20 protein-coding genes and 1 pseudogene are annotated in these 26,346 nt (G+C 67.4%); 17 read left to right on the top strand and 4 right to left on the bottom strand.

What is annotated here, in order from left to right; genetic code table 11:
• Position 1: 1 nt before the first annotated feature.
• Positions 2-769: a GntR family transcriptional regulator gene (locus IAI54_RS12920; protein WP_187972718.1), complete on the bottom strand. Its 768-nt coding sequence runs from the start codon at positions 767-769 to the stop codon at positions 2-4.
• 227 nt (positions 770-996) lie between these two features.
• Between IAI54_RS12920 and IAI54_RS12915 the strand changes: the two genes are divergently transcribed.
• From IAI54_RS12915 to IAI54_RS12900, 4 genes are read left to right on the top strand one after another with little or no spacing between them, the layout of a single operon-like run.
• On the top strand, positions 997-1,743 hold the full coding sequence (locus IAI54_RS12915) for a maleate cis-trans isomerase family protein (protein ID WP_187972717.1): 747 nt from the start codon (positions 997-999) through the stop codon (positions 1,741-1,743).
• A 25-nt stretch (positions 1,744-1,768) separates the two neighbouring features.
• Positions 1,769-2,629: an isocitrate lyase/PEP mutase family protein gene (locus IAI54_RS12910; RefSeq protein ID WP_187972716.1), complete on the top strand. Its 861-nt coding sequence runs from the start codon at positions 1,769-1,771 to the stop codon at positions 2,627-2,629.
• Positions 2,630-2,654: 25 nt separating this feature from the next.
• Entirely contained in the window at positions 2,655-3,296 is a 642-nt protein-coding gene (locus tag IAI54_RS12905; RefSeq protein WP_187972715.1) for an isochorismatase family protein, read from the top strand.
• Positions 3,293-4,030: an SDR family NAD(P)-dependent oxidoreductase gene (locus IAI54_RS12900; RefSeq protein WP_187972714.1), complete on the top strand. Its 738-nt coding sequence runs from the start codon at positions 3,293-3,295 to the stop codon at positions 4,028-4,030. Before IAI54_RS12905 ends, IAI54_RS12900 begins: the two co-directional genes overlap by 4 nt.
• A gap of 130 nt (positions 4,031-4,160) precedes the next feature.
• Here IAI54_RS12900 and IAI54_RS12895 read toward each other — a convergent pair whose 3' ends face one another.
• Complete coding sequence (locus IAI54_RS12895) at positions 4,161-4,598, bottom strand: MarR family winged helix-turn-helix transcriptional regulator (RefSeq protein ID WP_187972713.1); 438 nt, start codon at positions 4,596-4,598, stop codon at positions 4,161-4,163.
• 136 nt (positions 4,599-4,734) lie between these two features.
• On the opposite strand from IAI54_RS12895, the gene IAI54_RS12890 reads away from it, so the two are divergent.
• From IAI54_RS12890 to IAI54_RS12850, 9 genes and pseudogenes are all read left to right on the top strand, one after another.
• Complete coding sequence (locus IAI54_RS12890; RefSeq protein ID WP_187972712.1) at positions 4,735-5,853, top strand: substrate-binding domain-containing protein; 1,119 nt, start codon at positions 4,735-4,737, stop codon at positions 5,851-5,853.
• 164 nt (positions 5,854-6,017) lie between these two features.
• On the top strand, positions 6,018-7,619 hold the full coding sequence (locus tag IAI54_RS12885; RefSeq protein WP_187972711.1) for a flotillin family protein: 1,602 nt from the start codon (positions 6,018-6,020) through the stop codon (positions 7,617-7,619).
• Between the two features lie 87 nt (positions 7,620-7,706).
• A complete protein-coding gene (locus IAI54_RS12880) occupies positions 7,707-8,942 on the top strand; it encodes an urea ABC transporter substrate-binding protein (protein WP_187972710.1) in 1,236 nt (411 codons plus the stop codon).
• A 296-nt stretch (positions 8,943-9,238) separates the two neighbouring features.
• A complete protein-coding gene (locus IAI54_RS12875) occupies positions 9,239-10,105 on the top strand; it encodes an ABC transporter permease subunit (RefSeq protein WP_187972709.1) in 867 nt (288 codons plus the stop codon).
• On the top strand, positions 10,105-11,136 hold the full coding sequence (locus IAI54_RS12870) for a branched-chain amino acid ABC transporter permease (RefSeq protein ID WP_187972708.1): 1,032 nt from the start codon (positions 10,105-10,107) through the stop codon (positions 11,134-11,136). Before IAI54_RS12875 ends, IAI54_RS12870 begins: the two co-directional genes overlap by 1 nt.
• Positions 11,129-11,845: an ABC transporter ATP-binding protein gene (locus tag IAI54_RS12865; RefSeq protein WP_187972707.1), complete on the top strand. Its 717-nt coding sequence runs from the start codon at positions 11,129-11,131 to the stop codon at positions 11,843-11,845. Before IAI54_RS12870 ends, IAI54_RS12865 begins: the two co-directional genes overlap by 8 nt.
• A 4-nt stretch (positions 11,846-11,849) precedes the next feature.
• Positions 11,850-12,530, top strand: a pseudogene (locus tag IAI54_RS12860) (ABC transporter ATP-binding protein); the annotation flags it as partial.
• Between the two features lie 339 nt (positions 12,531-12,869).
• On the top strand, positions 12,870-14,384 hold the full coding sequence (locus tag IAI54_RS12855) for an amidase (protein ID WP_187973149.1): 1,515 nt from the start codon (positions 12,870-12,872) through the stop codon (positions 14,382-14,384).
• Between the two features lie 119 nt (positions 14,385-14,503).
• Positions 14,504-16,204, top strand: a complete 1,701-nt coding sequence (locus IAI54_RS12850; protein WP_420838304.1) for an AMP-binding protein — start codon at positions 14,504-14,506, stop codon at positions 16,202-16,204.
• A 64-nt stretch (positions 16,205-16,268) separates the two neighbouring features.
• Here the strand turns inward: IAI54_RS12850 and IAI54_RS12845 are convergent, their stop codons facing one another.
• Complete coding sequence (locus tag IAI54_RS12845; RefSeq protein ID WP_187972705.1) at positions 16,269-17,246, bottom strand: alpha/beta hydrolase family protein; 978 nt, start codon at positions 17,244-17,246, stop codon at positions 16,269-16,271.
• A 744-nt stretch (positions 17,247-17,990) separates the two neighbouring features.
• Here IAI54_RS12845 and IAI54_RS12840 point away from each other — a divergent pair.
• The 3 genes from IAI54_RS12840 to IAI54_RS12830 all read left to right on the top strand — a co-directional run bounded on the left by IAI54_RS12840 (position 17,991) and on the right by IAI54_RS12830 (position 23,300).
• The gene (locus IAI54_RS12840; protein WP_187972704.1) at positions 17,991-22,055 is read left to right on the top strand and encodes an autotransporter outer membrane beta-barrel domain-containing protein; all 4,065 of its coding nucleotides are present in this window, start codon (positions 17,991-17,993) and stop codon (positions 22,053-22,055) included.
• Between the two features lie 118 nt (positions 22,056-22,173).
• Positions 22,174-22,842 carry an invasion associated locus B family protein gene (locus IAI54_RS12835; protein WP_187972703.1) on the top strand — a complete coding sequence of 223 codons (669 nt, stop codon included), beginning with the start codon at positions 22,174-22,176 and terminating at the stop codon, positions 22,840-22,842.
• Positions 22,839-23,300 carry a hypothetical protein gene (locus IAI54_RS12830; RefSeq protein WP_187972702.1) on the top strand — a complete coding sequence of 154 codons (462 nt, stop codon included), beginning with the start codon at positions 22,839-22,841 and terminating at the stop codon, positions 23,298-23,300. Before IAI54_RS12835 ends, IAI54_RS12830 begins: the two co-directional genes overlap by 4 nt.
• A 70-nt stretch (positions 23,301-23,370) precedes the next feature.
• On the opposite strand, the gene IAI54_RS12825 is transcribed toward IAI54_RS12830, so the two are convergent.
• Positions 23,371-24,519: a LysR family transcriptional regulator gene (locus IAI54_RS12825; RefSeq protein ID WP_235679349.1), complete on the bottom strand. Its 1,149-nt coding sequence runs from the start codon at positions 24,517-24,519 to the stop codon at positions 23,371-23,373.
• On the opposite strand from IAI54_RS12825, the gene atzF reads away from it, so the two are divergent.
• Positions 24,482-26,314 carry an allophanate hydrolase gene (gene atzF, locus IAI54_RS12820; protein WP_187972701.1) on the top strand — a complete coding sequence of 611 codons (1,833 nt, stop codon included), beginning with the start codon at positions 24,482-24,484 and terminating at the stop codon, positions 26,312-26,314. The genes IAI54_RS12825 and atzF overlap by 38 nt on opposite strands.
• Positions 26,315-26,346: the final 32 nt, after the last annotated feature.

Genomic DNA, 26,346 nt, shown 5'->3' with positions numbered 1-26,346 from the left:
GTCAGTCGATCGCCGGCTTCGCCCGCTGGATGTGCATCCGGTAGACCATCTGTCCGGCCGGATGCCAGTTGAACGAGGCGATCAGGATGCCCTGTTCGGTCAGGTATCGTCGCAGCAACTGGAGCGCCCAGGACCCCTTGGACAGACCGAGCTGCCGCTCGATCTCGCTCGGCATGGGCAGGGCGCGGATCTCCTGGACCGCTTCCTCGATCTTTCCGTCGGAGTGGCGCTCGAGCAGGGCGAAGAAAGGTCCCTGATGGCCGTCGAGCAGCGGAATCAGGTGTTCGAACCGGGAGGGGATATAGCTCTGGATGTAGCAGATCGGCGTGCCGCCGGGCCGCGTCCAGCGCACGCCCGCCACCTCGAACCATTCCTCGCCCGGCAGGCCTCCGACCAGTTCCGCCAGCTCGGGATCGAGGGCGATCCGTTTCGTGTAGAGGATGACGTAGTAGGTCTCGACGGCGATCTGGAACAGTTCCTCCAGCGAGCCGAAGGAGCGGAAGAAGGTGGAGTGGGGACTGCTGGAGATGACGCGGGTGCCGACGCCCTGGCGCCGCTCCACATAGCCATGTTCACGCAGGTAGCGCAGCGCCTCGCGGATCGTGAAGCGGGAGGTGTTGAATTCGGCGGCGAGTTCGATCTCGGTGGGAATCAGCGAGCCGACCGGATAGACGCCCTCGACCAGGCGCTCCTCCAGAACCTTCTGAATCCGAACATAGCGCGGGCCGTCGCCCGCTGCCTCGCCGGCAAGGCTCGTCGTGTCAGCCATGGTGTCGCGGCCTCTTCTGGCATTCGTCCCGGACGTATGGACAATTATGTCGTATCTGGCGCACCCGGCGGCGTTGCGCAAGATCGACCACCGTTCCTGCTCCATTCACCCACAATGGGTCGTGATCGCGGAACGGCGAAAAAGGTATGGACATTTATCGGCAGGCTGTGCGAATTCATCTGCACAAAAAAAGGTCGGTCCGGAGGGGCCGACATGGAGCGTCCCTGATGCCGTGCCGTCACCTGTCCGTCTACAGCCAGCGCGCGAAGCTCGGGCTCATCGTGCCGCCGACGAATACGGTGAACGAGGCCGAGTGGATGCGCATGGTGCCCGACGGCGTCACCTTCCACACCCACCGCATGAAGCTGCACGCCGATACCGCCAGCGAGGCGGGCAGGAAGGCCCTGATGGACGACCTCGAAGAGGTCTTCGCCATGCTGAAGCAGGCACGGGTCGACGCGGTCGCCTATGCCTGCACGGCGGGATCGATGATCAATCCGGTCGATTCGCTTCCCGACGACCTGACGGCGCGGACGGGGGTCAAGGCGGTCACCACCTCGGCTTCCATCATCGCGGCGCTGAAAAAGCTGGGCGTGACGCGGCTGTCGGTCGCGACGCCCTATGCCGACCGGCTTAACGAGCACGAGACCCATTTCCTGGAGGAGAACGGCTTCGCCGTCGAAAAGCTGATCGGGCTGGGCATCGGCGCCAGCGGCCCGCAGGACTACGTCCGCATCGCCGAGACACCGATCGAGCAGGTGGCCGCCCATGCGCGTGCGGCCTTCGTGCCGGGCAGCGAAGCCCTGCTGATCACCTGCACCGACTTTCCGACGCTGCCGCTCGTCGAGCAGCTGGAAGCGGTGCTCGGCGTGCCGGTCGTGACGTCCAATCAGGCGACCTTCTGGTCGATCCTGCGCACGGCAGGCATCGACGACCGTCTCGCGGGGCTGGGACAGCTCCTGCGCAACCACTGAAAAAAGACCCAAGGACAGGAAGACAATGGCAGATCCCGCACTCAAGGCCGCGCTGAAGAACAAGGACTTCGTTCTCGCGCCCGGCGTATTCGAGCTGATTTCGGCGCTGATCGCCGACCGGATGGACTTCAAGGCGCTCTACGTGACCGGCTACGGCACGGTCGCTTCCTATCTCGGCGAACCGGACGCCGGCATCGCGACCTATCGCGACATGATCGAACGCATCGCCCAGATCGTGAAGATGACCTCCAAGCCCGTCATCGCCGATGCCGATACCGGCTATGGCGGTCTTCTCAACGTGCGCCACACGGTGCGCGGCTACGAGGACGCCGGCGTGACCGCCATGCAGATGGAGGACCAGGAGTTCCCCAAGAAATGCGGCCACACGCCCAACCGGCGCGTCATCCCGCTGGAGGACATGGTCCGCAAGATCGAGGTGGCCGCCGACAGCCGCAAGTCCGACGACTTCCTGATCATTGCGCGCACGGATTCGCGCACCGGTCTCGGCATCGACGAGGCGATCCGGCGCGGCAAGGCCTTCGCGAAGGCCGGCGCCGACGTGGTGTTCATCGAGTCGCCGGAGAGCGTCGACGAGATGAAGCGGGTGGCCGACGAGATCGACGCGCCGCTCTTCGCCAACATGGTCAACGGCGGACGCACCCCGCTGCTTCCCGCAAAGACCCTGCACGAGATGGGCTATTCGATCGCCATCCATCCGGCCGTGGGCTTCCTCTCCGTGGGCGCGGCGCTCGAAAAGGCCTATGCCGACCTGCTGAAGAATGGCGAGACGACGGACGCCGTGGAACTCTATTCCTTCGCCGAGTTCAACAAGCTGATCGGCTTCCAGGACGTCTGGGATTTCGAGAAGAAGTACGCCCAGGTCTGAGACGCCAGCCGCAAGGAGATGCGCCATGAGTGAGGATCTCGACGCAAACTACGCGAAAGCCTACGGAAACCGTGCCGGCTTCGGCAAGAAGCCGGCCCTGGTGCTGATCGACTTCGCGCATGCCTATTTCGACAGGGACTGCGATCTCTATGCCGGTGTCGACGATGCGCTCGCCTCGGCCTTGCGCATTCGCGAGGTCGCGCACGAGGTTGGCGTGCCGGTCGTCCTGACCGAGGTGAGCTATCAGCCGGGCGGGGTCAATGGCGGGCGCTTCTTCGAGAAGGCGAAGCCGCTGAAGGCTTTCGTGAAGGGACAGAAGACGGCCGCCTTCGCCGAAGGTCTCGTACCGCGCGACGACGAGATCGTCGTCACCAAGCAGTATCCGAGCGCCTTCTTCGGCACGTCGCTGGCATCGACGCTGACGGCGATGGGCATCGACAGCGTCATCCTGACCGGGCTGACGACGTCGGGATGCGTGCGGGCCTCCTGCGTGGACTCCATGTCCTACGGCTTCACCACGAGCGTGGTTCGCGACGCCTGCGGCGACCGGCATCCGGCGCCGCACGAGGCGAACCTGTTCGACATGAACGCCAAATATGCGGACGTGGTCTCCGAAGCCGAGATCATCGCCTATCTCCGCTCCCTGCCGATGAGGAACGACCGGTGACCGCCGCCCGCAGGATCGCCGTGCTCGGCGGTGCCGGCGGCATCGGCCGCGCCCTGGTCAAGGCGCTGGCGGACTCCGGCGACGAGGTCGTCGTGCTGGATCTCGCCGCGTCGCTGGAGCGCCACGCGATCGACGTGCCGTCGATTGCGATCGACGTGCTCAGCGAGGCCTCGATCGGCGCGGCCATGCGGGATGTCGCCGGGCGCTTCCCGGCGCTCGACGGCTTCGTCAACCTCGCCGGCTACAACAGCCGCATCCAGCCTCTGGCCGAAACGTCGAGCGACTATTTCGACGACGTGATCGCCGGAAACCTGCGCGGCGCGTTCCTTTCGACGAAGGCGGTCATGCCGCTGATGGCGAAGGGCGGCAGCGTGGTGATGGTGGCCTCCGGCCTCGCGCAGTTCGTGCGACCGGGCTACGGCTCCTACGCCGCGGCCAAGGCCGGCGTCGTGGCGCTGACCAAGACCTTCGCCCACGAATGGGCGCTCACCGTCAGGGTCAACGCCGTCGCTCCGGGCCTCGTCGACACCGCATTCCTGCGCGGCGGCACCGGACGCTCGAACGAGAACGGGGAGAGCGTGGTCGCCCTCGACGCCTACCGCAACGCGATCCCGATGAAGCGGCTGGCCTACCCCGAGGACGTGGTCGGCCCGATCCGGTTCCTGCTCGGCGCGGACAGTGCCTACATGACGGGCCAGGTTCTCTGGGTGAACGGCGGCGGCTATATGCCGTGACCGGCGGGATTCCGGCGCCGGCGCCGGAATCCGGAGCGTGTCGCGGCCATTCAGATCCGCGCCGCACGCTTTAGCGTCTTGTCTTCCATGTCTTTCTCCCGAAACCGTGCCCGCTTTCGGGAGACATGCCCTAGCGCCCGGCCACCCCGAGATCGATCACGCTGCCGAGCAGCTTTCGCAGCGCGGCGGATCGCCGGTGGCCGAGGCGTTCCTCGAGAGCCGAGTTCTGCTCCTCGACATGACCGCGCACGCGCTCGAACAGTTCGTAGCCGAGGTCCGTGATGGTGACGAGCACGCGCCGCTGATCCTGCGGATCGGGCAGGCGGTGGACGAGGCCGCGCGACACCATGCGGTCGGTCATCTTGGTCAGCGCCGGGTGGTTCATCAGGACGAGATCGGCGATCTCGCCCATCGAGAGAGCACGCCGCTCGCTCAGCACCTCGAGCATCCGCCACTGCTCGACGCTGACGCCTTCGGCCTGGAGTTCCCGCTCGAGGTCGCCATGCAGCTTGCGGTGCGTCTGGGCCACCAGGTAGGCCAGATAGTCGCTCAGCGATCGTTCGGACACGTTCCTCTCCCGGAGGTCGGCTTCGGTTGCCGGCATACGAATCGCCGCCGGGCCGATTGCCATCGTTTGTTGCTTCAGATACTTAATTCGGAAAAGAAAAACAACACAGCGGGAACTGACAGGGGCTTGAACCCGGATGATCGAGCGATCGGCGCTGCGTCATGGCGTGAACGGAGGCGGCCACGCCTTCGGCTTCGGCCGGCGCGGAAGCCTGTTCTTCGCAGGGCGCCCTCGGACACGCATCGCGGTGCTGATCCCGATGAGCGGATCGGCTGGAATCTGGGGACCGTCCTGCATCTCCTGCGCGGAACTCGCGCTGCACGAGATCAACCGCACCCGCGGCATCGGCGACCGCGAAGTCGAACTCGTCTACCTCGATGCCGACGATTCCGTCGTCGAGACGGCTGTCGAGCAGCTCAATGAGCTGATCGACGACGGCGGCGTCGACGCGGTGGTCGGCATGCATGTGAGTTCGGTGCGGCAGCGCCTGAATGCGGTGCTCGGCGGTCGCATCCCCTATGTCTACACGCCGCTCTACGAGGGCAACGAGCAGGCACCCGCCTGCTTCACCATCGGAGAGACGCCCCGGGAGCAGCTTGCACCGGCGATCCGGCACCTCGCGGCTTCCCTGGGCGTGCGGCGCTGGGCCCTCGTCGGGAACGACTATGTCTGGCCGCGCGCCTCGCACCGCTATGCCCGCCACTGCATCGCCGCGTCCGACGGACAGGTCGTGTTCGAGACCTACGTTCCCTTCGGACTCGAGGAACCGGTCGAGCTCGTCGAGCAGATCGCCGCGAGTCGCCCCGACATCGTGCTCCTGTCGCTGATCGGCCAGGAAGCGGTCGAGTTCAATCGGGTGTTCGGGGCCATGGGGCTGGACCGTTCGATCGTGCGCTTCTCCACCGCCATCGAGGAGAACGTCCTGCTTGCGACGGGGGCCGACCATACGCGACGCCTCTATGCCGCATCCTCCTACTTCGCCGGGCTCAGGACCGAGGCAAACCTCTCTTTCGTCGAGCGCTACCGCAGCCTGCACCGCGAGCATGCCCCGGTGCTCAACGCGCTCGGGCAGTCGATCTACGAGGGCCTGCACTTCTATGCGGCGCTGGTCGACGGCAAGCGGCCGCGCGGGGCACCGGTCACGTGGCGCAGCGCCAGGGGCGGGGCGTTCCTCTCCAACGAGCGGAAGGAGAACCCGATCTACCTCGCGCGCGCCGACGGGCATCTGTTCTCCGTCGTGGCGCGACTCGCCTGAGATCGCAGGCGCACGAGAGACCGGACGCGTCCGTGTTCCGGCCTTGTCCGGACGGCGAAGAAAAAAGCTTGAAACGGAAAATGTTCCTGCGCTAGCTTCCAGTCGGTTCAAGGGAATCGCGTGCCTGGCGCGCCGGTCCCGCTCCCATCGAAACGGAGGTATGCGTGGCCTGGTTTCTGGCTTTGGTCGTTCTGGTCGTCGCGATCGTCCTCGGCGTGCTGTTCCTGAACCGCTTCTATGCCAAGTCGACGCGCGAGACGGCGCTGGTGCGAACGGGCCTCGGCGGCCGGCGCGTGCTGATCGATGGCGGCGCGCTGTCGCTGCCGATCCTGCACCGTATCGAGCGCATCAACATGCGCACGACGCGGCTCAGGATCGAGCGCCAGGGCGCGGCATCCCTCATTTCGGAAGACCGGCTGCGCGTCGACGTGGCGATGGAGTTCCACGTCCGGGTGGACCCGTCGGAAGCGGGCGTGGCGACCGCCGCGCAGGCCTTCGGCTCCAAGACCTTCCGCGAGGAGGAGATGCAGGGCCTGATCGAGGGCAAGCTGGTCGACGCGATCCAGTCGGCGGTCGCCAGCCGATCGATGGACGAACTGCACGAGAAGCGCGACGCCTTCGTCGAGGCGGTCTCGGCGCGGCTTGCCCCCAATCTCGCCCGGTCGGGCCTCATGCTCGATTCGGTTTCGCTGGTGCGGCTCGACCAGACGCCGTTCAACGCGCTCGACGAGAACAACGCCTTCAACGCGGTCGGCATGCGCAAGCTCGCCGAACTGGTCAGCCACAACAAGAAGGCGCGGGTGCAGGTGGAGACGGAGGCCGACGTCGAGATCCGGCGCCGCCTGCTCGACCAGACCAGGCATCGGCTGCAGATCGAGCGCGAGCAGGAGGAGGCGGAGCTGGCCAAGCGGCTCGACATCGAGCGCCGGCGCATCGATCTCGACACCGAGATCCAGAATGCCCGCACGACCGCCGAGCGGCTCGCCGAGGAAGCGCGCATCGCCAAGGCCGGCGAGGTCAAGCGCGCCGAGATCGACCGGGATCTCTCGCTGCGCAAGCAGGAGATCGAGGCGCTCCTCGCAGTGGAAACGGCCAAGATCGACAATTCCATCCGCATCGCCGCCAAGCGCGGCGAGGAACAGATCGCCGAGGCCGGGTTCGAGGCCGCCAAGACCGAACTCGTCAAGGCTCAGGAAGCCGTCCAGACCGAGCGCGACGTGCTGGCCGCCGAACGCGGCAGGCAGCTCGCGCTGCTCAAGGCGCGCGAGGACGCCGAGGTCGACGACCAGAAGGTCAAGTCGCAGGTCGACACCATCCTGTCGCTGGCCAAGGCGGAGAGCAACGCTGCGCAGGTGAAGGCGGAGGCCGAACGTCACCGGCTGATCGCCGAATCGGAAGGCCGGGCGGCGATGATCGAGGCCGAGAACGCCCAGAGCGAGCAGATCCTGCGGTTGCGGCTGGAGATGCACAAGCTCGACATGCTGCCGGACATCACGGCGCAGATGATGAAGCCCGTCGAGAAGATCGACTCCATCCGCATCAACCACATTTCGGGCCTCGGCCCGGTCGGCGGCGGCAGCGGCGAGGGTGGCGGCGGCGGCGGGCAGGGCGGGTTCCAGTCGGCGCTCGATTCCATCATGGGGATGGCGATCGGCTTCCCGATGATCAAGAAGCTCGGCGAGGAGATCGGCGTCGAGATGGATCACAATCTCGGCGCACGCGCGCTCGACGCCATCAACCGGTCGCCGGTTCGCAAGAAGGACTGAGTGGCCGACGCCTCTCACCGACCACAATCGACACAGGCCATGCCGGCGCGCCGGGAGACGCGTCGGGAACCAGAAAAGGGGAAGACAATGACGATTTCCAGACGCACGATCCTCAAGAGCGCGGCCGCCGGCTCGGCCGTGCTGGCGAGCCCCGCCTTCATCCGCAACGCCTTCGCGGCCGATCCGATCAAGCTCGGCACGGTGTTCGACATTTCGGGCATCTTCGACGCCTACGGCAAGCCGATCGACATGGCGGTGAAGCTCGCCGTCAAGCAGATCAACGACGGCGGCGGCCTGCTCGGGCGACCGGTCGAGCACATCGGCTACGACACGCAGTCCAACATGGCGCTCTACACGCAGTACGCCCAGCAGCTGACGCGCCAGGACAAGGTCGACGTCGTCCACGGCGGCATCCTGTCGGCTTCGCGCGAAGCGATCCGCCAGACGCTGCGCCGCGCCAACACGCTCTATTTCTACAACATCCAGTACGAAGGCGGCGTCTGCGACCGCAACTGCTTCGTCACCGGCGTGACGCCGGCGCAGACGACGGAGGTGCAGATCCCCTACACGATGGAGAAGTGGGGCAAGAAGGTCTACATCCTGGCCGCCGACTACAATTACGGCCAGCTGATGGCCCGCTGGATCCAGAAGTACTTCAAGGACGGAGGCGGCGAGACCGTGGCGGTCGACTTCTTCCCGCTCGACGTGTCGGACTTCGGCTCGACCATCACCAAGATCCAGACGGCGGCGCCGGACATGGTCTACTCGGCGCTGGTCGGCGGCGCGCACCTCTCCTTCTACCGCCAGTGGGCGGCGGCGGGCATGAAGTCGCGCATCCCGCTGGCTTCCACGACGCTCGGCGTCGGCTCCGAGCATCTGGTGCTGACGCCCGAGGAGGGCGACGGGATCGTGGTGTGCTACAACTACTCGCCCGAACTCGACACGCCGGCCAACAAGGCCTTCACCACCGCCTGGGGCGAGATGCACGGGGCCGAGACGGTGCCCAACATCCACGAGCTTGCCGTCTCGAACTACCAGGGCATCCTGCTGTGGGCCGAGGCCGTCAAGGCCGCGGGTTCGGTCGAGCAGGCGAAGGTCATCGAGGCGCTCGACGGCGGCCTGTCGCTCGACGGTCCGGCCGGCAAGGTGACGATCGATCCCAAGACGCACCATGCCACGCTCGACGTTCACCTGATGGAGATGCGGGGGCAGAAGCTCAACGTGCTGCAGAGCTTCGGCGCGCGCCCGCCGATCGACACGCAGCTCGTCTGCGACCTCGTCGCCAATCCAGACGACAACCAGCAGTACGAGATCAAGATCTGAGGCTGTAAGACGGGGCGGCAAGCCGCCCCGCACCGTCCGCTTCGCGGCCACCGAGCCGGGGCGAGCCGCTCGTCTCGCCCGTTCTCCGGCCCCCCCCCCCGACCGGGGGAGAGGAAGCAAGGGCGGGTCGGCGCCGCAGGTCTCCAGAAGCCGAAGCCACGAAGGCAGCGGCTTTCCTCTCCCCCCGCGCTGGGGGAGAGGTGGCACGCGGAGCGTGACGGTGAGGGCTGCTTGCGCGCCAGCGCAGCAATCTTTCACCGCGCTCCGACCGAACTTTCTCCGCTCACGGGACCGGCATGGACCTCGCAGCCGTCTTCACCCTCGAAATCCTGTATTCCATCGCGGTTCTGGTGCTGATCAGCGCGGGGCTCGCGGTGGTGTTCGGCATGATGCGCGTCATCAACCTCGCCCATGGCGAGTTCATGATGATGGGCGGCTATGCCACGATCATTGCGGTGCAGGCCGGGATCAACGTCTACATCGCCATGCTGATCGTGGCGCCGCTGGTGGTCGGGGTGATCGGCCTCGTCGTGGAGCGGCTGGTGATCCGGTTCCTCTACGGCCGGCTTGTGGATACGATGCTCGCCACCTGGGGCCTGAGCCTCGCCTTCACCGGCGCGGCGGTGATGATCTTCGGGAACACGACGACCGGCGTGTCGACCCCGATTTCGGGCTTCACGCTCGGCGCCTACCAGATCAACGGCTACAACTTCTTCATCATCGTCGTGTCGATCCTGCTGCTCGTCGCCGCCTATGCCATCCTGCGCGGGACGCGGCTGGGTCTCGTCGCTCGCGGCACCATGCAGAGCGCGGACATGGCGGCCGCTCTCGGCTACAGCCCGGACCGCGTCTACATGAGCACCTTCTTCGTCGGCTCCGCTCTGGCTGGTCTTGCCGGGGGCGTGCTCGCCCCGCTGGTCGGGCTGGTGCCGACCTGGGGGTCGGCCTACATCGCCAAGGCCTTCATCACCGTGATTTCCGGTGGCGCCTCGATCGTGCTCGGCCTGCTGTCCAGCGCGACCGTCTTCGGCCTCGTCTCGCAGACCTTCACCTTCCTGTCCGGTCCGGTGATCGGCGAGGTCGCGCTGCTGGTGGCGGCCATCGTCCTGCTGCGCCTCCTGCCGCAAGGCATCACCGGGCGCTTCTTCAAGGGACGGCTGTGATGGAGGCGATCAGGCTTCGCGATGCCGCCTGGGTGGTGCTGGCGGGCATCGTTCTGATGTTCGTCGCCCCGCTCGTGCTCAACTACTACACGCTGACGCTGCTCGTGATCTACGGGTTGCTGGCGCTCAGCCTCGGGCTGATCTGGGGTTTCGGCGGCATCCTGTGCTTCGGGCAGGCCGCCTTCTACGGTCTCGGCGCCTATGCCTATGCGGTCTCGGCCGCCAACATCGGCGAGAGCACGGTGCCGATGCTGATCGCGATCGCGGTGCCCTTCGTCTTTGCCTTCCTGCTCGGGGCCATGATGTTCTACGGCCGGCTCACCGACGTCTACATGGGGGTCATCACGCTGGTGGTGACGTTGATCTTCTTCCGCTTCATGAACACGACGGCCGGCCCCGAGTACCAGATCGGCCAGGCACGGCTCGGCGGCTACAACGGCATGCCCGGCTACCAGACGCTGAACGTGCCGGGGGATCCGTCCGCCTACATCTACGATTCCAGCCTCTACTACGTCTCCTTCGTCATCCTGCTCCTCGTCTACGTGCTGGTGCGGCTGCTGCTGGCCAGTCCCTTCGGACGCATCGCGGTGGCGATCCGGGAGAACGAGAACCGCGTCGAGCTGATGGGTTACGACGCGCGCTTCCGGAAGTCGGTGCTGTTCGCGATCGGCGGCGGGATCGCGGGGCTCGCAGGTGCGCTCTATGCCTCCTGGGCCGAGATCGTGACGCCCGGCCTGTTCTCGCTCGGACAGTCGGCCGAGATCATCATCTGGTGCATCGTCGGCGGGCTCGGCACGCTGGTGGGACCGGTGCTGGGCGCGGCCGTGCTCGGCTATCTGAAGTTCGCACTCGGCCAGCAGACGGCGGTCGACAACGTGCTGATCATGGGGCTGATCCTGGTGGTGGTGGTGCTGGTCCTGCCGCGCGGCGTCGTGCCGTCGCTGATGTCGGCCTTCGCCGGAACCTCGCGCCGCAACCGTCCGAATGCGGCACGGCGCGGCCGGCGGGGCAGGGGGCGCACCGATGGCTGACGTCGTTCTGGAGACCCGCGGTCTCACCATGCGCTTCGGCGGCGTGACGGCCGTCGACAACGTGAACTTCAAGCTGCGCCGCAAGGAACTGCGCTGCCTGATCGGGCCGAACGGCGCCGGGAAGACGACCTTCTTCCGCTGCCTCACAGGCATCCTGAAGCCGACCTCCGGCGAGGTCTTCATCGACGACGTCGAGACCACCGGGTGGGATCCGCAATATGTCGCGCGGTTGGGCATCGGCATCAAGACGCAGGTGCCGAGCGTCATGGACGGGCTGTCGGTGCGCGAGAACATCTGGCTCTCCGCCTACCGTCTGTCAGGAACCAAGGAAGCCGACCGGACAACCGCGGAGGTGATCGAGCGACTGGACCTCGGCGACATCGCGCGGGCGACCGTCGGGCGGCTCGCTCATGGCGAGCGCCAGCGCGTCGAGCTCGGCATCGTCATCGCCGCGCGGCCCTGGCTGGTGCTCCTCGACGAACCGGCTGCCGGCATGACCGCCGAGGAGGTGGAGCGCATGGTGGCGATCATCCACGAGATCAACCGCGACGCGGCCCTCATCATCGTCGAGCACGACATGCAGTTCATCCGGTCGATCGCGGCGGAGATCACGGTGTTCTCGCAGGGCGCGATCCTGATGGAGGACAATGTCGAGGCGGTGATGAGCGACCAGCGGGTGCGTGACGTCTATCTGGGCAAGAGGGGGTAGCGACATGACCGATACCCGCTCCGCCCTCGAAATCCGAGGCCTGACCGCCGGCTACGGCCGCATTCCCGTGCTGCACGGGATCGACCTGACCGTCGCATCCGACGAGATCGTCGGCATTCTCGGCCACAACGGCATGGGCAAGTCGACGCTGCTCAAGACCGTGATGGGGTTCATCCCGGCGACCGGCGGTTCGGTGCGGCTCGATGGCGAGGACATCACCGGACTTGCCCCGCACCAGCGCTCGCAGCGCGGCATCGGCTACGTGCCGCAGGGCAGGGGGATCTTCCCGAAGCTGTCGGTCCGCGACAATCTGCGCATGGCCTGGCATGCCGATACCGGGATCGACGAGGCGGAGGCGGTGGAGCGCGTGCTCGCCGACTTCCCGCGCGTCACCCGCCTGCTCGACCGGGACGGCGGGGCGCTCTCGGGTGGCGAGCAGCAGCTCCTGGCCCTTGCCCGCTGTCTGATGGGCAATCCGTGGCTGCTGCTCCTCGACGAGCCGACCGAAGGCATCCAGCCGTCGATCATCGAGGAGATCGAGGACACGCTGACGAAGCTGCGCAGGAGCCGCGGATTAACCGTGGTGCTGGTCGAGCAGAATTTCGAGTTCATCGCCACGCTGTCCGATCGGGTCGTCGTTCTGGAACGCGGCCGCATCACCGGCGAGATCCATGCCGAGGCGCTGAAGGATCCGCGCCAGGTGGAGGAGTTCCTGGGCTTCGGCTCGGTCCGGCGCACGCGTGCGGGCGGCAGCCATGCCGTTTCGTCCCATCCCGCGGCGAAGCCGGCGGGCGCCCGTCCCGCCGGCGGCACCGCGCAGGGACTGCCAGCCGTCCCGACCTTCGGGCCGGCCAGCAATCCGGCTCTGCCCGCCCATGCGGTGCTCTCGCCCGCACCGCCGCGTCACGCGGTCCACACCGCCGCGTCCTATCCATCCTCCATCCCAGCCGCCCCTCCTGCCGCAGCGCCCTCGATGCCGCGACGGCCGGAGCCGGCCGCAACCGATCTTCCCAGGGAGTACCCCATGCACGTCAGGCGACCCACGCTGGAGCAGATGCGCAGCCTCGTCGGCGGCCTCCACATGTCCATGGGTGACCGCGAGCTGATGGACTACATGACCCTGATGGAAGGGACGTTCCAGGCCTACGACGTCGTCGCGTCGATGCCCGACAACCTGCCGCAGGTGAAATATCCGCGCACGCCCGGCTACCGGCCTTCGGCGGCGGAGAACCCGATGAATGCCTGGTATGTGAAGTCGGAAGTGCGTGGCGCGCATTCCGGGCCGCTGTCGGGCCGCACGATCGTGCTGAAGGACAACGTCTGCCTCGCCGGCGTGCCGATGATGAACGGCGCCTCGACGCTGGAAGGCTATACGCCCGACGTCGACGCCACCGTGGTGACGCGAATCCTCGATGCCGGCGGCACGATCGTCGGCAAAGCGCATTGCGAATACTTCTGCCTGTCGGGCGGCAGCCATACCAACGCGACCGGACCCGTGCACAATCCGTGGAAGACGGGCTACATCGCCGGCGGATCCTCCTCGGGTTCGGGCGCGCTCGTCGGGGCGGGCGAGGTGGACATGGCGATCGGCGGCGACCAGGGCGGTTCGATCCGCATGCCCGCCTCCTTCTGCGGCGCCTACGGCATGAAGCCCACGCACGGGCTCGTGCCCTATACCGGCGTCATGCCGATCGAGCCGACGATCGACCATGCCGGGCCGATCACCCAGAACGTCCGCGACAACGCATTGCTGCTCGAGGTGATCGCCGGCGAGGACGGGCTCGACCCGCGCCAGTATGCGCCGCGTCTCGACCGCTATACCGACGCGCTCGGTCGCGGCGTCTCGGGCATGCGCATCGGCGTGGTGCGGGAGGGTTTCGGGCTCGCCAACTCGGAACCGGACGTCGACGGCAAGGTGCGCAAGGCCGCGCAGCGTTTCCGCGAGCTCGGCGCGACCGTCGAGGACATCTCGGTACCGATGCATCTGCAGGGACAGGCGATCTGGACGCCGATCGCGCTGGAGGGCCTCACCGACATCATGATGCACGGCAACGGCTTCGCCACCGGCTGGAAGGGGCTCTACGTGACGAGCCTGCTCGACTATCATTCCAACTGGCGCAGCCGCGCCGACGAACTGTCGAAGAGCCTCAAGATATCGATGTTCGTGGGCGAGTACATGCTCAAGCACCACCGCGGCCACTACTATGCCAAGGCGCAGAACCTGTCGCGGCGGCTGCGCGCGGCCTATGACGCCGCGCTCGGCCAGTACGACCTGCTGCTGATGCCGACCATGCCGATCAAGGCGCAGAAGATCCCGCCGGCGGATGCCTCGCTTGCGCTCTACATCCAGCGCGCCTTCGAGATGATCACCAACACCTGTCCCTTCGACACGACCGGACATCCGGCCATGACCATTCCCGTGGGCCTGTCCGAGGGCCTGCCGATCGGCATGATGCTGATCGGCAAGCATTACGAGGAAAGCACGATCTACCGGGCGGCGTCCGCCTTCGAGCGCATCGGCGACTGGAGGACGATGTAGGCGGCAGGCATCGGGGCGACGGGAGGAACATCGTGAGCGTCTTGTCGCAATCGCTGGCGACCGGCCTGTCGGCGAGCCTGCTCGGCGTGCAGGCGCAGCAACCACCGGCCGATCCATCACTGCGCAGGCCGCAGGGCGGGCTCTCGCAGGTGGCCGGAGACCGGTCCGTCCCGCTTCTGCGCCACACCATTCCACAGGCCTTCGCAGCGACGGTCGCGCGGCGCGGGCCGCACCCGGCGGCGATCTTCCGCGAGGCGGGAAGGCGCTATACCTGGACTGCGCTGGCGAAGGAGGTCGATGCCGTCGCGGCCGGTCTGCTGGCACTCGGACTGCAGACGGGCGACCGCGTCGGCATCTGGTCGCCGAACCGGCCGGAATGGCTGGTGACGCAGTTCGCCACGGCGCGCATCGGCGTGGTGCTCGTCACGATCAACCCGGCCTACCGGACCTCCGAACTCGAATACGTCCTGAACAAGGTCGGCTGCAGGGCGCTGATCACGGCGGAGCGCTTCAAGTCCAGCGACTATCTCGGCATGATCCGCACGCTCGCGCCGGAACTCGAGACGGCGGAGCCGGGACGGCTTTCGTCCGCCCGGCTGCCGGCGCTGAAGGCGGTGGTGCGGATGGGAGCGGAACGCTCGCCGGGCATGCTGTGCTTCGACGAACTCGCCCGTCTGGCAGGACCGGCGCAGCGCAACCGGCTCGATCTCGTGACCGCGACGCTCGATCCGCAGGATCCGATCAACATCCAGTTCACGTCAGGCACCACCGGCGCGCCGAAGGGTGCCACGCTGACGCATGCCAACATCCTCAACAATGCCGATATCGTCACCCGCACGATCCGGCTCACGGATGCCGACAGGCTGTGCATCCCCGTGCCGCTCTACCACTGCTTCGGCATGGTGATGGGCACGCTCGGCTGCGTCACCAAGGGCGCGACCATGGTGTTTCCGGGCGAGGGGTTCGAGGCGGCGGCCGCACTGGAAGCGATTGCCGCCGAACGCTGCACGGCCTTCTACGGCGTGCCGACGATGTTCGTGGCCATGCTCGACAGTCCGGAATTCCGGCGCCACGACGTGACCTCGCTCCGGACCGGAATCATGGCCGGCGCGCCCTGTCCGATCGAGGTGATGAAGCGGGTCGTGTCGGATCTCCACATGCCGGAGGTGACGATCGCCTACGGCATGACCGAGACGAGCCCGGTGTCGTTCCAGTCCGACGTCGACGATCCGATCGGCAAGCGGGTCGCGACGGTCGGCCGCATCGGTCCGCATGTCGAGGTCAAGATCGTCGACGAGAGCGGGGAGACGGTGCCGGTCGGTCAGTCGGGCGAACTGTGCACGCGCGGCTATTCGGTCATGAAGGGCTACTGGGACGAGCCGGAGAAGACGGCCGAGGCGATCGATGCCGACGGCTGGATGCATACGGGCGACCTCGCCACCATCGACCGCGACGGCTGGTGCAACATCGTCGGGCGCGTGAAGGACATGGTGATCCGCGGCGGCGAGAACGTCTATCCGCGCGAAATCGAGGAGTTCCTCTACCGGCATCCGAAGGTTTCCGAAGTGCAGGTCTTCGGCGTGCCCGATCCGCGCTACGGGGAGGAACTCTGCGCCTGGATCGTGCTGCATCCAGGACAGAGCGCGACCGAGGAGGAGATCCGCGCCTTCTGCCGCGGCCAGATCGCCCACTACAAGGTGCCTCGCCACGTGCGGTTCAAGGAGGCGCTGCCGATGACGGTGACCGGAAAGCCGCAGAAGTTCGTCATGCGCGACGCGATGATCGCCGAACTGGGGCTGAAGACCGCGGCGACGGCGTGACGGAGCGGCCGAATGCGGAACCCCGCCGCCGCGCCGCGATCGCGCAGCGTGCTGGCCGAAGGCCTCAGGGCCGCCCGCCGCCGATCTCGCGCAGGAAGCGTCGCAGCGGTTGGGACCAGGCGACCGCCGGCCGGTCGATCAGGCCGTGGCCGTCGCCGGTGGTGGGCGGGAGCAGTGCGAATGTGAGCGGCGCCCCGGTATCGCGATACGCCTGCGCGAGCGCCTGGCTGAGCTGCGGCCCGAAGTAGGAATCGTTCTGCGCATAGAGCCACAGGGCTGGCAGGCGGGCGCTTCTTCCAAACGCGCCGGCCGTGGCGACGAGCCGGTCGGGAGCGCAGTTTTCGCCTGATCTGCCGCGATTGCGTCCGCCGCGGCCGCCCGAGAAGTTCACATAGCCGCGAATGCCGCGCGGATCGGTGGCCGCAAGCGCGACGGCGCCCCAGCCGCCCGCGGACGTGCCGAGGACCAGCGTCTTTCCGGGCGCTATCGAGGGCATCGTCTCCGCATGGTCGATCGCCGCCCGGATCAGCCGGGCCGTCGCAAGCCCGGAGGCGCGATAGTCGGCCCGCTCGCAGCCGCCCTGGTCTTCGACGTAGGGGCCGCCCGCGGGGCCGTGACCCGGACGGAGCGGGATGAGCACGGCATAGCCTTCGGCGAGGAGGAACGCCGTCAGATCCGGGTAGGACGGCATCGTCATGCGCGCGCGGGGCTCGATGCGCTGGTCGGAGCCGTGACTGACGACGGCGAGCGGGAAGGGTGGCGTCCCCGGTGGAAGATGGAAGGTCGCCGGCATGGGGCGGGACAGGCCCTCGACCGGTATCGCCACTTCACGGGTGCCCGTCGCGCCCTCACTGGCCGGCGGGATCGCCTCGATCATGGTCCCGACGGACTGGCACCCCGCCGCCATGGCGGCGAGCAGTCCGGTCAGTGCCGCCGCGGCGTGGAGACGGCGGGCGCCCGTAGCCCTGGTGCTCTCGTCGCGAACCGCGGCCGAGGACCCCCGCCGATGCCGCCGGAGAACGCCGGACGGCGCCCGTTGCATCCATCCCTCCGCGCCCCGCACGGCGTAGCCGCGGGGCGCGGCGCGCTGGCGGAGGACGGAAAGCAACCGGCGGAGCCGCGGGAACGACGCACCTGCGGCGCGGTCCCTGGTCGGCTCCGGCTCGCTGATCAAGATCGACCCCTTCCGAAAGAACCTGCGCCTCGACGGGAGGCCATCGACGCCTCAGCCGGACGTCGGAACGCTTCGCGGGCTGGATCCGGGCCTAGCCGCGGCCACCCCCGTCATTCCGGATGCGCGGCGCCAGCATAATGGCCTAGGTCTATCGCATCGCTTCCTCAGCGGCAACGTCTGGGTGCGCAGAACTGGCGCAGCCCCTCCTCTCCGTGTGTCTCTGCTGCAACAGTGAGGTCAAGAATCGTGGTAGAATTCGCACGCTTTTCCTTGTGGGTCGCCAGATTGCCGTTCATCCCGAAGATCATTCGATCCCGTCGGTATCTTGCTCTCGAGGTTGCAACAAATGTCTGAATCGAAAGGGATTCCGTTGGGTGCCGTCAGTCGATTAGGCAAGAAAGCCAACTGGGAATCTGCCTTTTCGATTTCCGACGTTACTCCGCAGGAGTGCAAGCCTGAATCGAAGGTTAATGCTGTGGTAGAAATTTTGGATTGACCTTTTACTACGTGTAGTGGCGAATGAAAGAGGAGCGATGCGCCCGGGCCGGCACAGGGCTGCTGCGCATTGCGGAATTCCGAATTGCAATTCCGGCCATCTACGGGAGCGGGACGATGTTTTTGACGGGAAAGAAGAAGGCGGAACGTTTCGGCGCCATGCGTGCCGCGCGGTTCCTCGTCGCACCGAAGGGCGAGCGCCGCTGGCTGCTCGGGGGGACGGCTTTGACCGCCGGCGTGGTGGCCGGGCTCGGTGCCCTGATCGCGGTGCCGACGCCAGCCCGCGCCGACTGCGCGACGGGGACGAACTTCATCACCTGCATCGACATGCCGTCCGGCGAGACCGATCCGCAGACGCTCACGGCGACCGACGAGTGGGTCGTCCATGTCGGCGTCGTCGACATCAACGACGTCGAGGACGCGGGCACGATCTCCATCGCTTCCGGCACGGCGGCCGGTGCGGCGCTGCAGGTCAATGCGCAGAACAACAGCGGCCGGATCGTCGTCACCGAGAACTCCTCGATCACGATCGCGGACAACGCCACCGACACGTTCAACACCCGCCATGGCATCCTCGTGGTTCCGGGCGGCTCGACGGACGGTCAGCTCCTCGAATTCGTGATCGCGGGCTCGGTGACGAGCAACGATTCCAATGGCGACGGCATCCAGATCTCCGGCTCGGGCAACGCGACTGCGAGCGCGACCAGCAATGCCGACGACGTGACGATCTCGGTCCTCGAAGGCGGCGCCGTCGTCGGCGAGGATGATGGTATCCAGCTCGCCGGACTGCGCGGTCTCCTGACCATCACCAACGCCGGGCAGATCGGGGGCGGGGATGCGACTCCCTTGCCGTTCGAGCGCATGGGCATCGTGGTTTCGCAGAACCTCGTCCTGACCGACCGCGCCGCGGGCGATGTCGAGATCGAGAACGAGGACGGCGGCGAGATCCTCGGCGGCAACAGCTCGGCGATTCACATCGCTACCGCCGGCGATGCGACCATCACCAACCACGGCACGATCACCGGCCAGGGGGTCGACCGGGCGGGCGTGTACCTGAACGTCGCCGGCGACGTCGTGATCTACAACGACGACACGATCAGCGGTGTCGGCAACGGCATCGACGTGACGGGCGCGGCGAGCAGCGCGATCACCAATGCCAGCTACCAGTCGATCGTCGGCGGCACCAACGGCATCAACCAGACCAGCATCGGCGAGTTCTCGCTCGACAATGCCGGCGGCCTCGTGGCGGGTCTCGCCGGCGACGGTGTGAACCTGGACCTCGTATCGGGTGCCGATGGCGTGACGATCAGCAATCGCGGCCGTGCCGGCACCGGTGACGAGCCGCTAACCCTCGGCGGCGGCGTCCTCGTGGGCAGCGCGAACGGCATCGACATCAACAACGTCCAGAATGGCGACGTCGTCATCAACAACAACGGCTACACGTCCGGCCTCGTCGACTACAGCGGCGGCCTGATCTACGGCGTCGGCGGCAGCGGTATCCAGATCACGGATGCGGATACCGACATCTCCATCGACAACCGCAATACCTACAACTGGTCCGGCAGCAGCATCAGCCTCGGCGGGCTCAATCCCGCCGTCAGCGGCTTCTTCCCGAGCGGCCAGCTCGCCGGGACGAGCTTCACGACCGGCATCTGGGGCGACGAGCACGGCATCGAGATCGACGGCGCAGGCGACGATGGCGGTGCCGTCGGCATCGAGAACGGCAGCGGCCTGATCGTCGGCATCACCGATCACGCGATCGAGGTCTCGGGCCTCGACGGCCTGTTCGTCGACGGTGAGGAAACCGACTTCTACGCGGCCTTCCAGCTGAACAACGGTTCCACGACGGAGAACCCCGAGCAGGGCGGTCTGGTCTGGGGCGGCGAGAACGCGATCGATCTGTGGGACATCGACGGCAACGTCATCGTCAACAACGGTATCGGCACGATCTTCGGCCGCGAGAACGGCATCGAGGCGGAAGACATCTGGCGCGGCGGCGTTCTCGTCACCAACGGCGACGGCGGCCTCATCCAGGGCCTCTGGGGCGACGCGATCCAGATCGGTGAGGTCGACAGCGACGGCACCTATGGCGGCACCGTTGCCATCGGCAATGACGGCTGGATCCTCGCCGGCGACCGCGCCATTGCGGTGGACGACGCGGGCACCGTCTTCGTCTCGTCGACGGGCCTGATCATCGGCGACGGCGACACGGACGAACCGGTCATCGAAATCTCGGGCACCGACACCGGCAAGGTGGGCACCACCTCCGAGGCGGCCGCAGAGATCCGCAACATCGAGGGAGGCATCATCGCGAGCCGCGACCTGCCGCACTTCCTCTACAGCTCCTGGAGTTCTCCGGATCCGACGGAAGTACCTGCCTCGACTTTCGATTCGGTCGCTCTGTGGGCCGACGTCACGAACTTCCAGAGCTTCGTCCTGGGCGGGCAACCGCTCGACGCGTCCGCAATGGAGGACTACGCGGATGCGGCCGAGGATCTGATCGTCGAGACCAGCGACGGGGCCGGCTCGCTGCAGAACGACGCCACCAGCCTCCTGGTGGGTCGGGTCCAGATGAGCGGCGCCAACGACTTCGTGAATGCTGACGACGACAAGGTCGGCAATTCGATCGTCAATGCCGGCGCCTGGTTCGTCACCGGCGAGACCGACATCGACGGGGCGTCGGGCAACGACGTGATCATGAACGGCGGCTGGATCCAGACCGCCTTCGACGACGACGCGAGCGAATCGACGTCCTTCGACGTCGACGTGTTTGCGAATTCCGGGATCGTCAGCATGGCCGACGGCACCGACGGCGACCAGACGACGATCCTCGGCGACTACCTGGGCGGCAGCCTTTCGATGATCGGCGAGAATTTCGTCCCGACCTATGGCGGCGGCCTGCTCGCCGTCGACGTCGACTTCGACGATGCCGCCAGCGACCGGCTCGTGGTCGACGGCGACATCAGCGGCGAGACCGGCGTCGTCATCCGCCGAGCGCAGGGGACTGGGCTCGGCACCTACGGCACCGAAATCGACGTCGTCGAATATCAGAACAACACCTCCGAACCGTCCGACGACGCCTTCTTCATTTCCAGCCTCTCCGACGATTATTATGAGATCGCCGGCGAGGACTACATCCAGGACGGCTTCCTCGCCTGGTTCATCCAGCACGATGCCGGTGACGACGACTACGAACTCGTCAACGACTGGGGTCCGGGCGCGCAGAACGCACCGGCCATCGTCACGGGCGCGCAACAGATCTTCTACGACACCGTGGCGACGGTCGAAGACCACATCTACGGCGGGCAGTTCGGCCAGTCGGGCGGCGGCGGCGCGGACGTCGTGGAGATGGCGCCCCCGGCTGCGGCGTCGTCGCCCGACGGCGGCATCTGGGGCAAGGTCGGCGGCCGCTGGACGGAGCGCGACCGCGAACTGACCATCGGCGGCGTGGGGGTCGACGGATCGTCCGACCAGAGCACCTACAGCGTGCTGGCAGGCGCCGATTTCATTCCCGGCGACGGCTTCTTCCGGTTCGGCGTGTTCGGCGGCTATGTCGGTTCCGACATGGACTTCGCGTCGGACGGCTCCTCGGTCGACTACAGCGGCGGCACCGTCGGCGCCTATGGTGCCTACAACGACGGCGCCTTCTACGCGGACCTGACGGCGAAGGCAGACTTCCTCAACGCCGACTATCGCTTCGGTGCGATGGACGTCGACGCCGACGTCTTCAACTACGGCGTCTACGGCAATATCGGCTACCGCATGGCGCGGGGGACGGCTTTCATCGAGCCGCTGGTCTCGGGCGCCTATGTCCACACCTCGGTCGACGACGTCGCGGCGGCAGGGCACTCGGTCTCCTTCGACGACGGCTCGAGCGCCCGACTCGGCGCGGGCGTCCGGGTGGGCGCGCAGTTCGCCTCCGCCGGTGGCATCATCACCGAAGCCGCGCTGCTCGGCCGGATCTGGAACGAGTTCGGCGACGACAACACGGTCACCGTGTCGGACGGGGTCACGACGGCGACCTTCACCGACGGGCTCGACGGCGTTTTCGGCGAGGTGACGGGCACGCTCACCTTCAAGAGCGCGAACAGCGGCTGGTCCGGCTTCATCTCCGGCACCGGGCAGTTCGGAAGCGACTACCAGTCCTACGGCGCGAATGCCGGCCTGCGCGTCAACTTCTGATCCGCAGGTTCGAACCAGGTCGGGGGGCCGGTCGTCCGCGACCGGCCCCCGTTGATTTCGGATCCTGTCGGGGGACGGCGCGATGCCTGTCGGCACGGAACAGAACGGGATGCGGTACGTGGCCGAAACGTTGCGGCGACAAACCGGATCCACCCGGATCGCGTCGCTCGTCGTCCTGACGGTCCTGGCGTGCCTCGGGACCTATGCGGCATTCCGCGCGTGGGACGGCACGACCGTCGACGCGCGCGTGGTGCCGGCACCGTCGGTGACCCCATCTCCACCGGTCGCGGCGCCCTCCGACGGATCGCCACCCGGTCCGGTGGGAGACGCCGCTACCCATCGGCGCGTCGCGGTCAGCGACCAGCGCAGCCATGGCGACTGGCGCCATTCGTGCCTGACGCGGGAGGACGGGGTGCGAGCCTGTTCGATCGTCCAGACCCTTCTTCACAAGGAGACGCGGTCCCTGCTTCTGTCCTGGCGGATCGTCAAAGAAGGCCGGTCGCTGACGAGCATCTGGCAGACGCCGAAGAACGTCGTCCTGGCCCGCGGCCTGCGTATCGATGCCGGCTTGCCCGATCCGGTCATGCTGCCCTATCAGGGCTGCAACGCCAACAACTGCGTCGCGAGCATCCGGCTTCCCGACGATCTGGTGAACGGATTGAAGACCGTGCCCGGCCTTGCGGTGACCATCTCCCTCGCCGACGGACAGACGCTTCGCCTGCCGATCAGCACCCGGGGGCTGGCGGCGGCGATCGAGGATCTGCGTGCGGACGGAGACGCCAGGTGAGCGCGGGACAGGATGCGCCGGGCGGCGCCTTCGAGATCAGGCAGCTTCGGCCGACGCACGAGTCGCTCGGCCTGCTCGTCGCCTTCCTGAGCGCCACCAGACCCTTCTCCGAGTTTCGCAGCCGCGTTCTGGTGCGGGCCCTGCAGCAGCAGCTCGAGCGGCGCCATCACGTCTGTCTCACGCGCGATGGCCGGTTCGCCGGCTACTGCGGATGGCTCCTGACGTCACGCGAGATCGGCGACCGGTGGCTGAGGGACGAGGGCGAGCTCTCGTCGGTCGCCGACGATCTGGCCGACGTGGTGGCGTGCACCATCGTCTTCTGCCCCGACCGCCGCGACGTCCTGCCCCTGATCCGGCAGGCCCGCGCGCGCAACCCGGGCCGGCTGGCCATCTTCAGGCGCGACCGCGCGCAAGGCGACCGCAAGTCCGCCGTCCGCAACATGCGCTTCGGCGCCTGAGCCGGGACAGGCCCGGAACCCGCAGCGCTGCGGCACCGACGCGACCGGCGATCGTGCGCGGCGGGTGGTCTCACTGCATGGCTGCGCCGGTCGCATCCTTGAGCGCCGTTGCGAGCTGCATGGCGAAGCGGGCGGACGCGACCGGAAGGGTGCGGCCGCGCATCTGGCCGAGGATCAGGTTGCCGGGCTGCAGATCCCGCTCGGAGATCGGGCGGAACAGCAGCGATCCGTCGCCCGGATCACGCAGGCCGATGGGGATCTGAAAGCCGATCACCTTCTCGTGCAGTACGTAGTGGCGGATCAGCTCGAAGCTTTCGGTCTCGACCACCGGCGAGACCCGGCGCGTTCCCCGCCGCGCGGCGAAGTCGAGCAGGTGACGCACGCCGTATTTCGGCGACGGGGCGACGTGGCGCGTGTCGAGGCAGTCGCGCAGCCGCAACTCGGGTTTGCGGGCCAGCGGATGGTCGGGCGTCATCACCACGTTGACCGCCTGCGGAACAGCCTGGATCACCTCGAAATCGACGAGGTAGACCGGCTCGAAGACGAGGGCGAGATCGCTCGAATAGCTCGCCAATTCCTGCTCCGCCTGCGAGCGGTCGCGGATGTTGACGGTGAAGGTCACCCCCGGATGGTCGCGGCGGTAGCGGGCGATCTGCTGCGGCAGGAAATAGGGCAGCAGCGCCTGCGAACAGGCGATCGAGACATGGCCGCGCCGCTCGCCCGACAGGTCGGCCACCTGGCCCTGCACCCGTGACAGGTCGGACAGCGTCGCGCGGTAATGGTGCAGCAGGAGCTCGCCGGCCGGATTGAGACGAACGCCTCCCGGCAGGCGTTCGAAGAGTTCGGCGCCGAACTCGTCCTCGAAGCCGTTGATGCGGCGGTTCAGCGCCGAGGCCGTGATGTTCATGTCTTCCGCCGCCTTGCGCATCGAGCCTGCCCGCGCAACCGCCTCGATCAGCCGAAACGTCTGAAGATGTTTCATGTTTTCCCTCGCTCGTCGCCACTGGTGCCGGATTTGCACCGGGTTGGTGAATTTATAGCAATTTTCGCGAACGGGGAAATCTGCAACGTCTTGGGCAGCAAGTTTCGAGCATTCCGAGGCGCCGCGATGTTCCTTCGATCCCCCGCTTTCCGCAGCGTCGGCATGCCGACCGCCCGCCTTCTCGCGGGCCGGAGCTGACATGGCGCCGGGACCGGCCATCGAAAGCCTGCCCTTCACGCTCGCCGACCTCCGGCGCGCCTATGAAGGGGGCATCTCGCCGGAAGCCGTCGTCGCCGAGGCGTTTCGACGGCTCGATACCGCAGGCGATCCGGGCATCCTGATCCTCGAGATGCGCGAGCAGGCGCTCCGTGCCGCCCGTGCGCTCGGCGCGCCCGACGGCCGCCCGCTCTGGGGGATCCCCTTCGTCGTGAAGGACAACATCGACGTGGCGGGCGTCGAGACGACCGCCGCCTGCCCGGACTTCGCCTACGTGCCGCAGGCGACCGCCTTCGTGGTGTCGCGGCTGATCGAGGCCGGCGCGATCCTGATCGGAAAGGCCAATCTCGACCAGTTCGCGACCGGCCTCGTCGGGGTGCGGTCCCCCTATCCGGTGCCGCGCAACGCGATCGACCCGGACCTCGTGCCGGGCGGCTCCTCGTCGGGCTCCGCCGTCGCGGTGGCGCGCAGCATCGCGGCCTTCTCGCTCGGCACCGATACCGCGGGGTCTGGCCGCGTGCCCGCCGCCCTCAACAACATCGTCGGACTGAAGCCGACCCTCGGAGCCCTGTCGTCCAGCGGCGTCGTGCCGGCCTGCCGGACGCTCGACACGATCTCGATCTTCGCGATGACGGTCGCCGAATCCTACGAGATCCTGGGGGTGACCGCCGCCTACGATGTCGAAGACGCCTATTCCCGGCCGGTGCCGATCCGCCCGCTGACCGCCATGCATGCGGGGATCCGCATCGGCATCCCCGACGAGGCGACGCTCGCGACCTTCGGCGACGTCGCACAGGCGGAGCATTTCAGCAGCACGGTCGTCCGGCTGCGGACGGCGGGCGCATCGGTGACGGAGATCGACTTCGAGCCCTTCTATGCGGTTGCGCGCATGCTCTACGAGGGCGCGTGGCTCGCCGAGCGCGTGGCGGCCGTCGGCCCCCGGCTCGTGGATGCGCCCGGGACGCTGCACCCGACGACGCGCGCCGTCCTCGAGCCGGGGCTGAAACTCAGCGCCGTCGACGCCTTCGAAGGCCTCTACCGGCTGAAGGCGCTGGCGCGGCGCTGCGAGGACCTGATGGAGGACGTGGACCTGCTCTGCGTGCCGACCATCCCGACGGTCGTGACGCTGGCCGAGATCGCGGCCGATCCGATCGGTCCCAACTCGATGCTCGGAACCTACACCAATTTCGTCAACCTGCTCGACCTCTGCGGCATCGCCGTTCCGACGGGGCTGCGTACGGACGGGCGACCGGGCAGCCTCACCGTGCTGGCGCGCAGGGGCGAGGACCATCGCGCGGCTTCGGTGGCCCTGGCGGTCGAAGCCGGGCCGCTCGGCGCGACGGGCTGGCCCCGATCGGTCAGCCGGGCGGCGGCAGACGTCGCCGAGGCCGACGACATCGCGATCGCGGTCTGCGGCGCGCACATGTCCGGCCTGCCGCTCAATCCCGAACTCACGTCGCGCGGCGCACGCTTCCTCAAGGCCTGCCGCACTGCGCCCGAATATGCGCTGCACGCGCTGGCAGGCGGGCCTCCCTTCCGGCCGGGCATGGTGCGCAAGCGCGGCGGCGGGACCGCGATCGAGGTCGAGGTCTGGGCGCTGCCGCGTGCGGCCTTCGGCGACTTCATGGCCGGCATTCCCTCACCGCTTTCGATCGGCAGCGTGGCGCTCGACGACGGCAGCCTGGTCAAGGGCTTCCTCTGCGAGCCCTGGGGCCTCGAAGGCGCGCGCGACATCTCGCACTTCGGCGGCTGGCGCGGCTACCTCCGCGACCGGGACCGGCCGCAGCCCGTGGAGGTGCGCGCCCATGCGGTCTGATGCCGGTCGTCCCGACCCTCGCAATCCGGCGC

Source organism: Aquibium microcysteis, assembly GCF_014495845.1.
In the GTDB taxonomy this organism is placed as follows: Bacteria; Pseudomonadota; Alphaproteobacteria; order Rhizobiales; family Rhizobiaceae; genus Aquibium; species Aquibium microcysteis.
Note: the sequence above shows the minus strand (reverse complement) of the source record. Positions and strands in the feature narration are given on the sequence as shown.

What these genes read in the sequence shown, in the direction of transcription:
- IAI54_RS12920 (WP_187972718.1), bottom strand. Translation starts at nt 769, where the DNA reads ATGGCTGACACGACGAGCCTTGCCGGCGAGGCAGCGGGCGACGGCCCG.
- IAI54_RS12915 (WP_187972717.1), top strand. Translation starts at nt 997, where the DNA reads ATGCCGTGCCGTCACCTGTCCGTCTACAGCCAGCGCGCGAAGCTCGGG.
- IAI54_RS12910 (WP_187972716.1), top strand. Translation starts at nt 1,769, where the DNA reads ATGGCAGATCCCGCACTCAAGGCCGCGCTGAAGAACAAGGACTTCGTT.
- IAI54_RS12905 (WP_187972715.1), top strand. Translation starts at nt 2,655, where the DNA reads ATGAGTGAGGATCTCGACGCAAACTACGCGAAAGCCTACGGAAACCGT.
- IAI54_RS12890 (WP_187972712.1), top strand. Translation starts at nt 4,735, where the DNA reads ATGATCGAGCGATCGGCGCTGCGTCATGGCGTGAACGGAGGCGGCCAC.
- IAI54_RS12880 (WP_187972710.1), top strand. Translation starts at nt 7,707, where the DNA reads ATGACGATTTCCAGACGCACGATCCTCAAGAGCGCGGCCGCCGGCTCG.
- IAI54_RS12875 (WP_187972709.1), top strand. Translation starts at nt 9,239, where the DNA reads ATGGACCTCGCAGCCGTCTTCACCCTCGAAATCCTGTATTCCATCGCG.
- IAI54_RS12870 (WP_187972708.1), top strand. Translation starts at nt 10,105, where the DNA reads ATGGAGGCGATCAGGCTTCGCGATGCCGCCTGGGTGGTGCTGGCGGGC.
- IAI54_RS12865 (WP_187972707.1), top strand. Translation starts at nt 11,129, where the DNA reads ATGGCTGACGTCGTTCTGGAGACCCGCGGTCTCACCATGCGCTTCGGC.
- IAI54_RS12855 (WP_187973149.1), top strand. Translation starts at nt 12,870, where the DNA reads ATGCACGTCAGGCGACCCACGCTGGAGCAGATGCGCAGCCTCGTCGGC.
- IAI54_RS12845 (WP_187972705.1), bottom strand. Translation starts at nt 17,246, where the DNA reads ATGCAACGGGCGCCGTCCGGCGTTCTCCGGCGGCATCGGCGGGGGTCC.
- IAI54_RS12840 (WP_187972704.1), top strand. Translation starts at nt 17,991, where the DNA reads ATGTTTTTGACGGGAAAGAAGAAGGCGGAACGTTTCGGCGCCATGCGT.
- atzF (WP_187972701.1), top strand. Translation starts at nt 24,482, where the DNA reads ATGGCGCCGGGACCGGCCATCGAAAGCCTGCCCTTCACGCTCGCCGAC.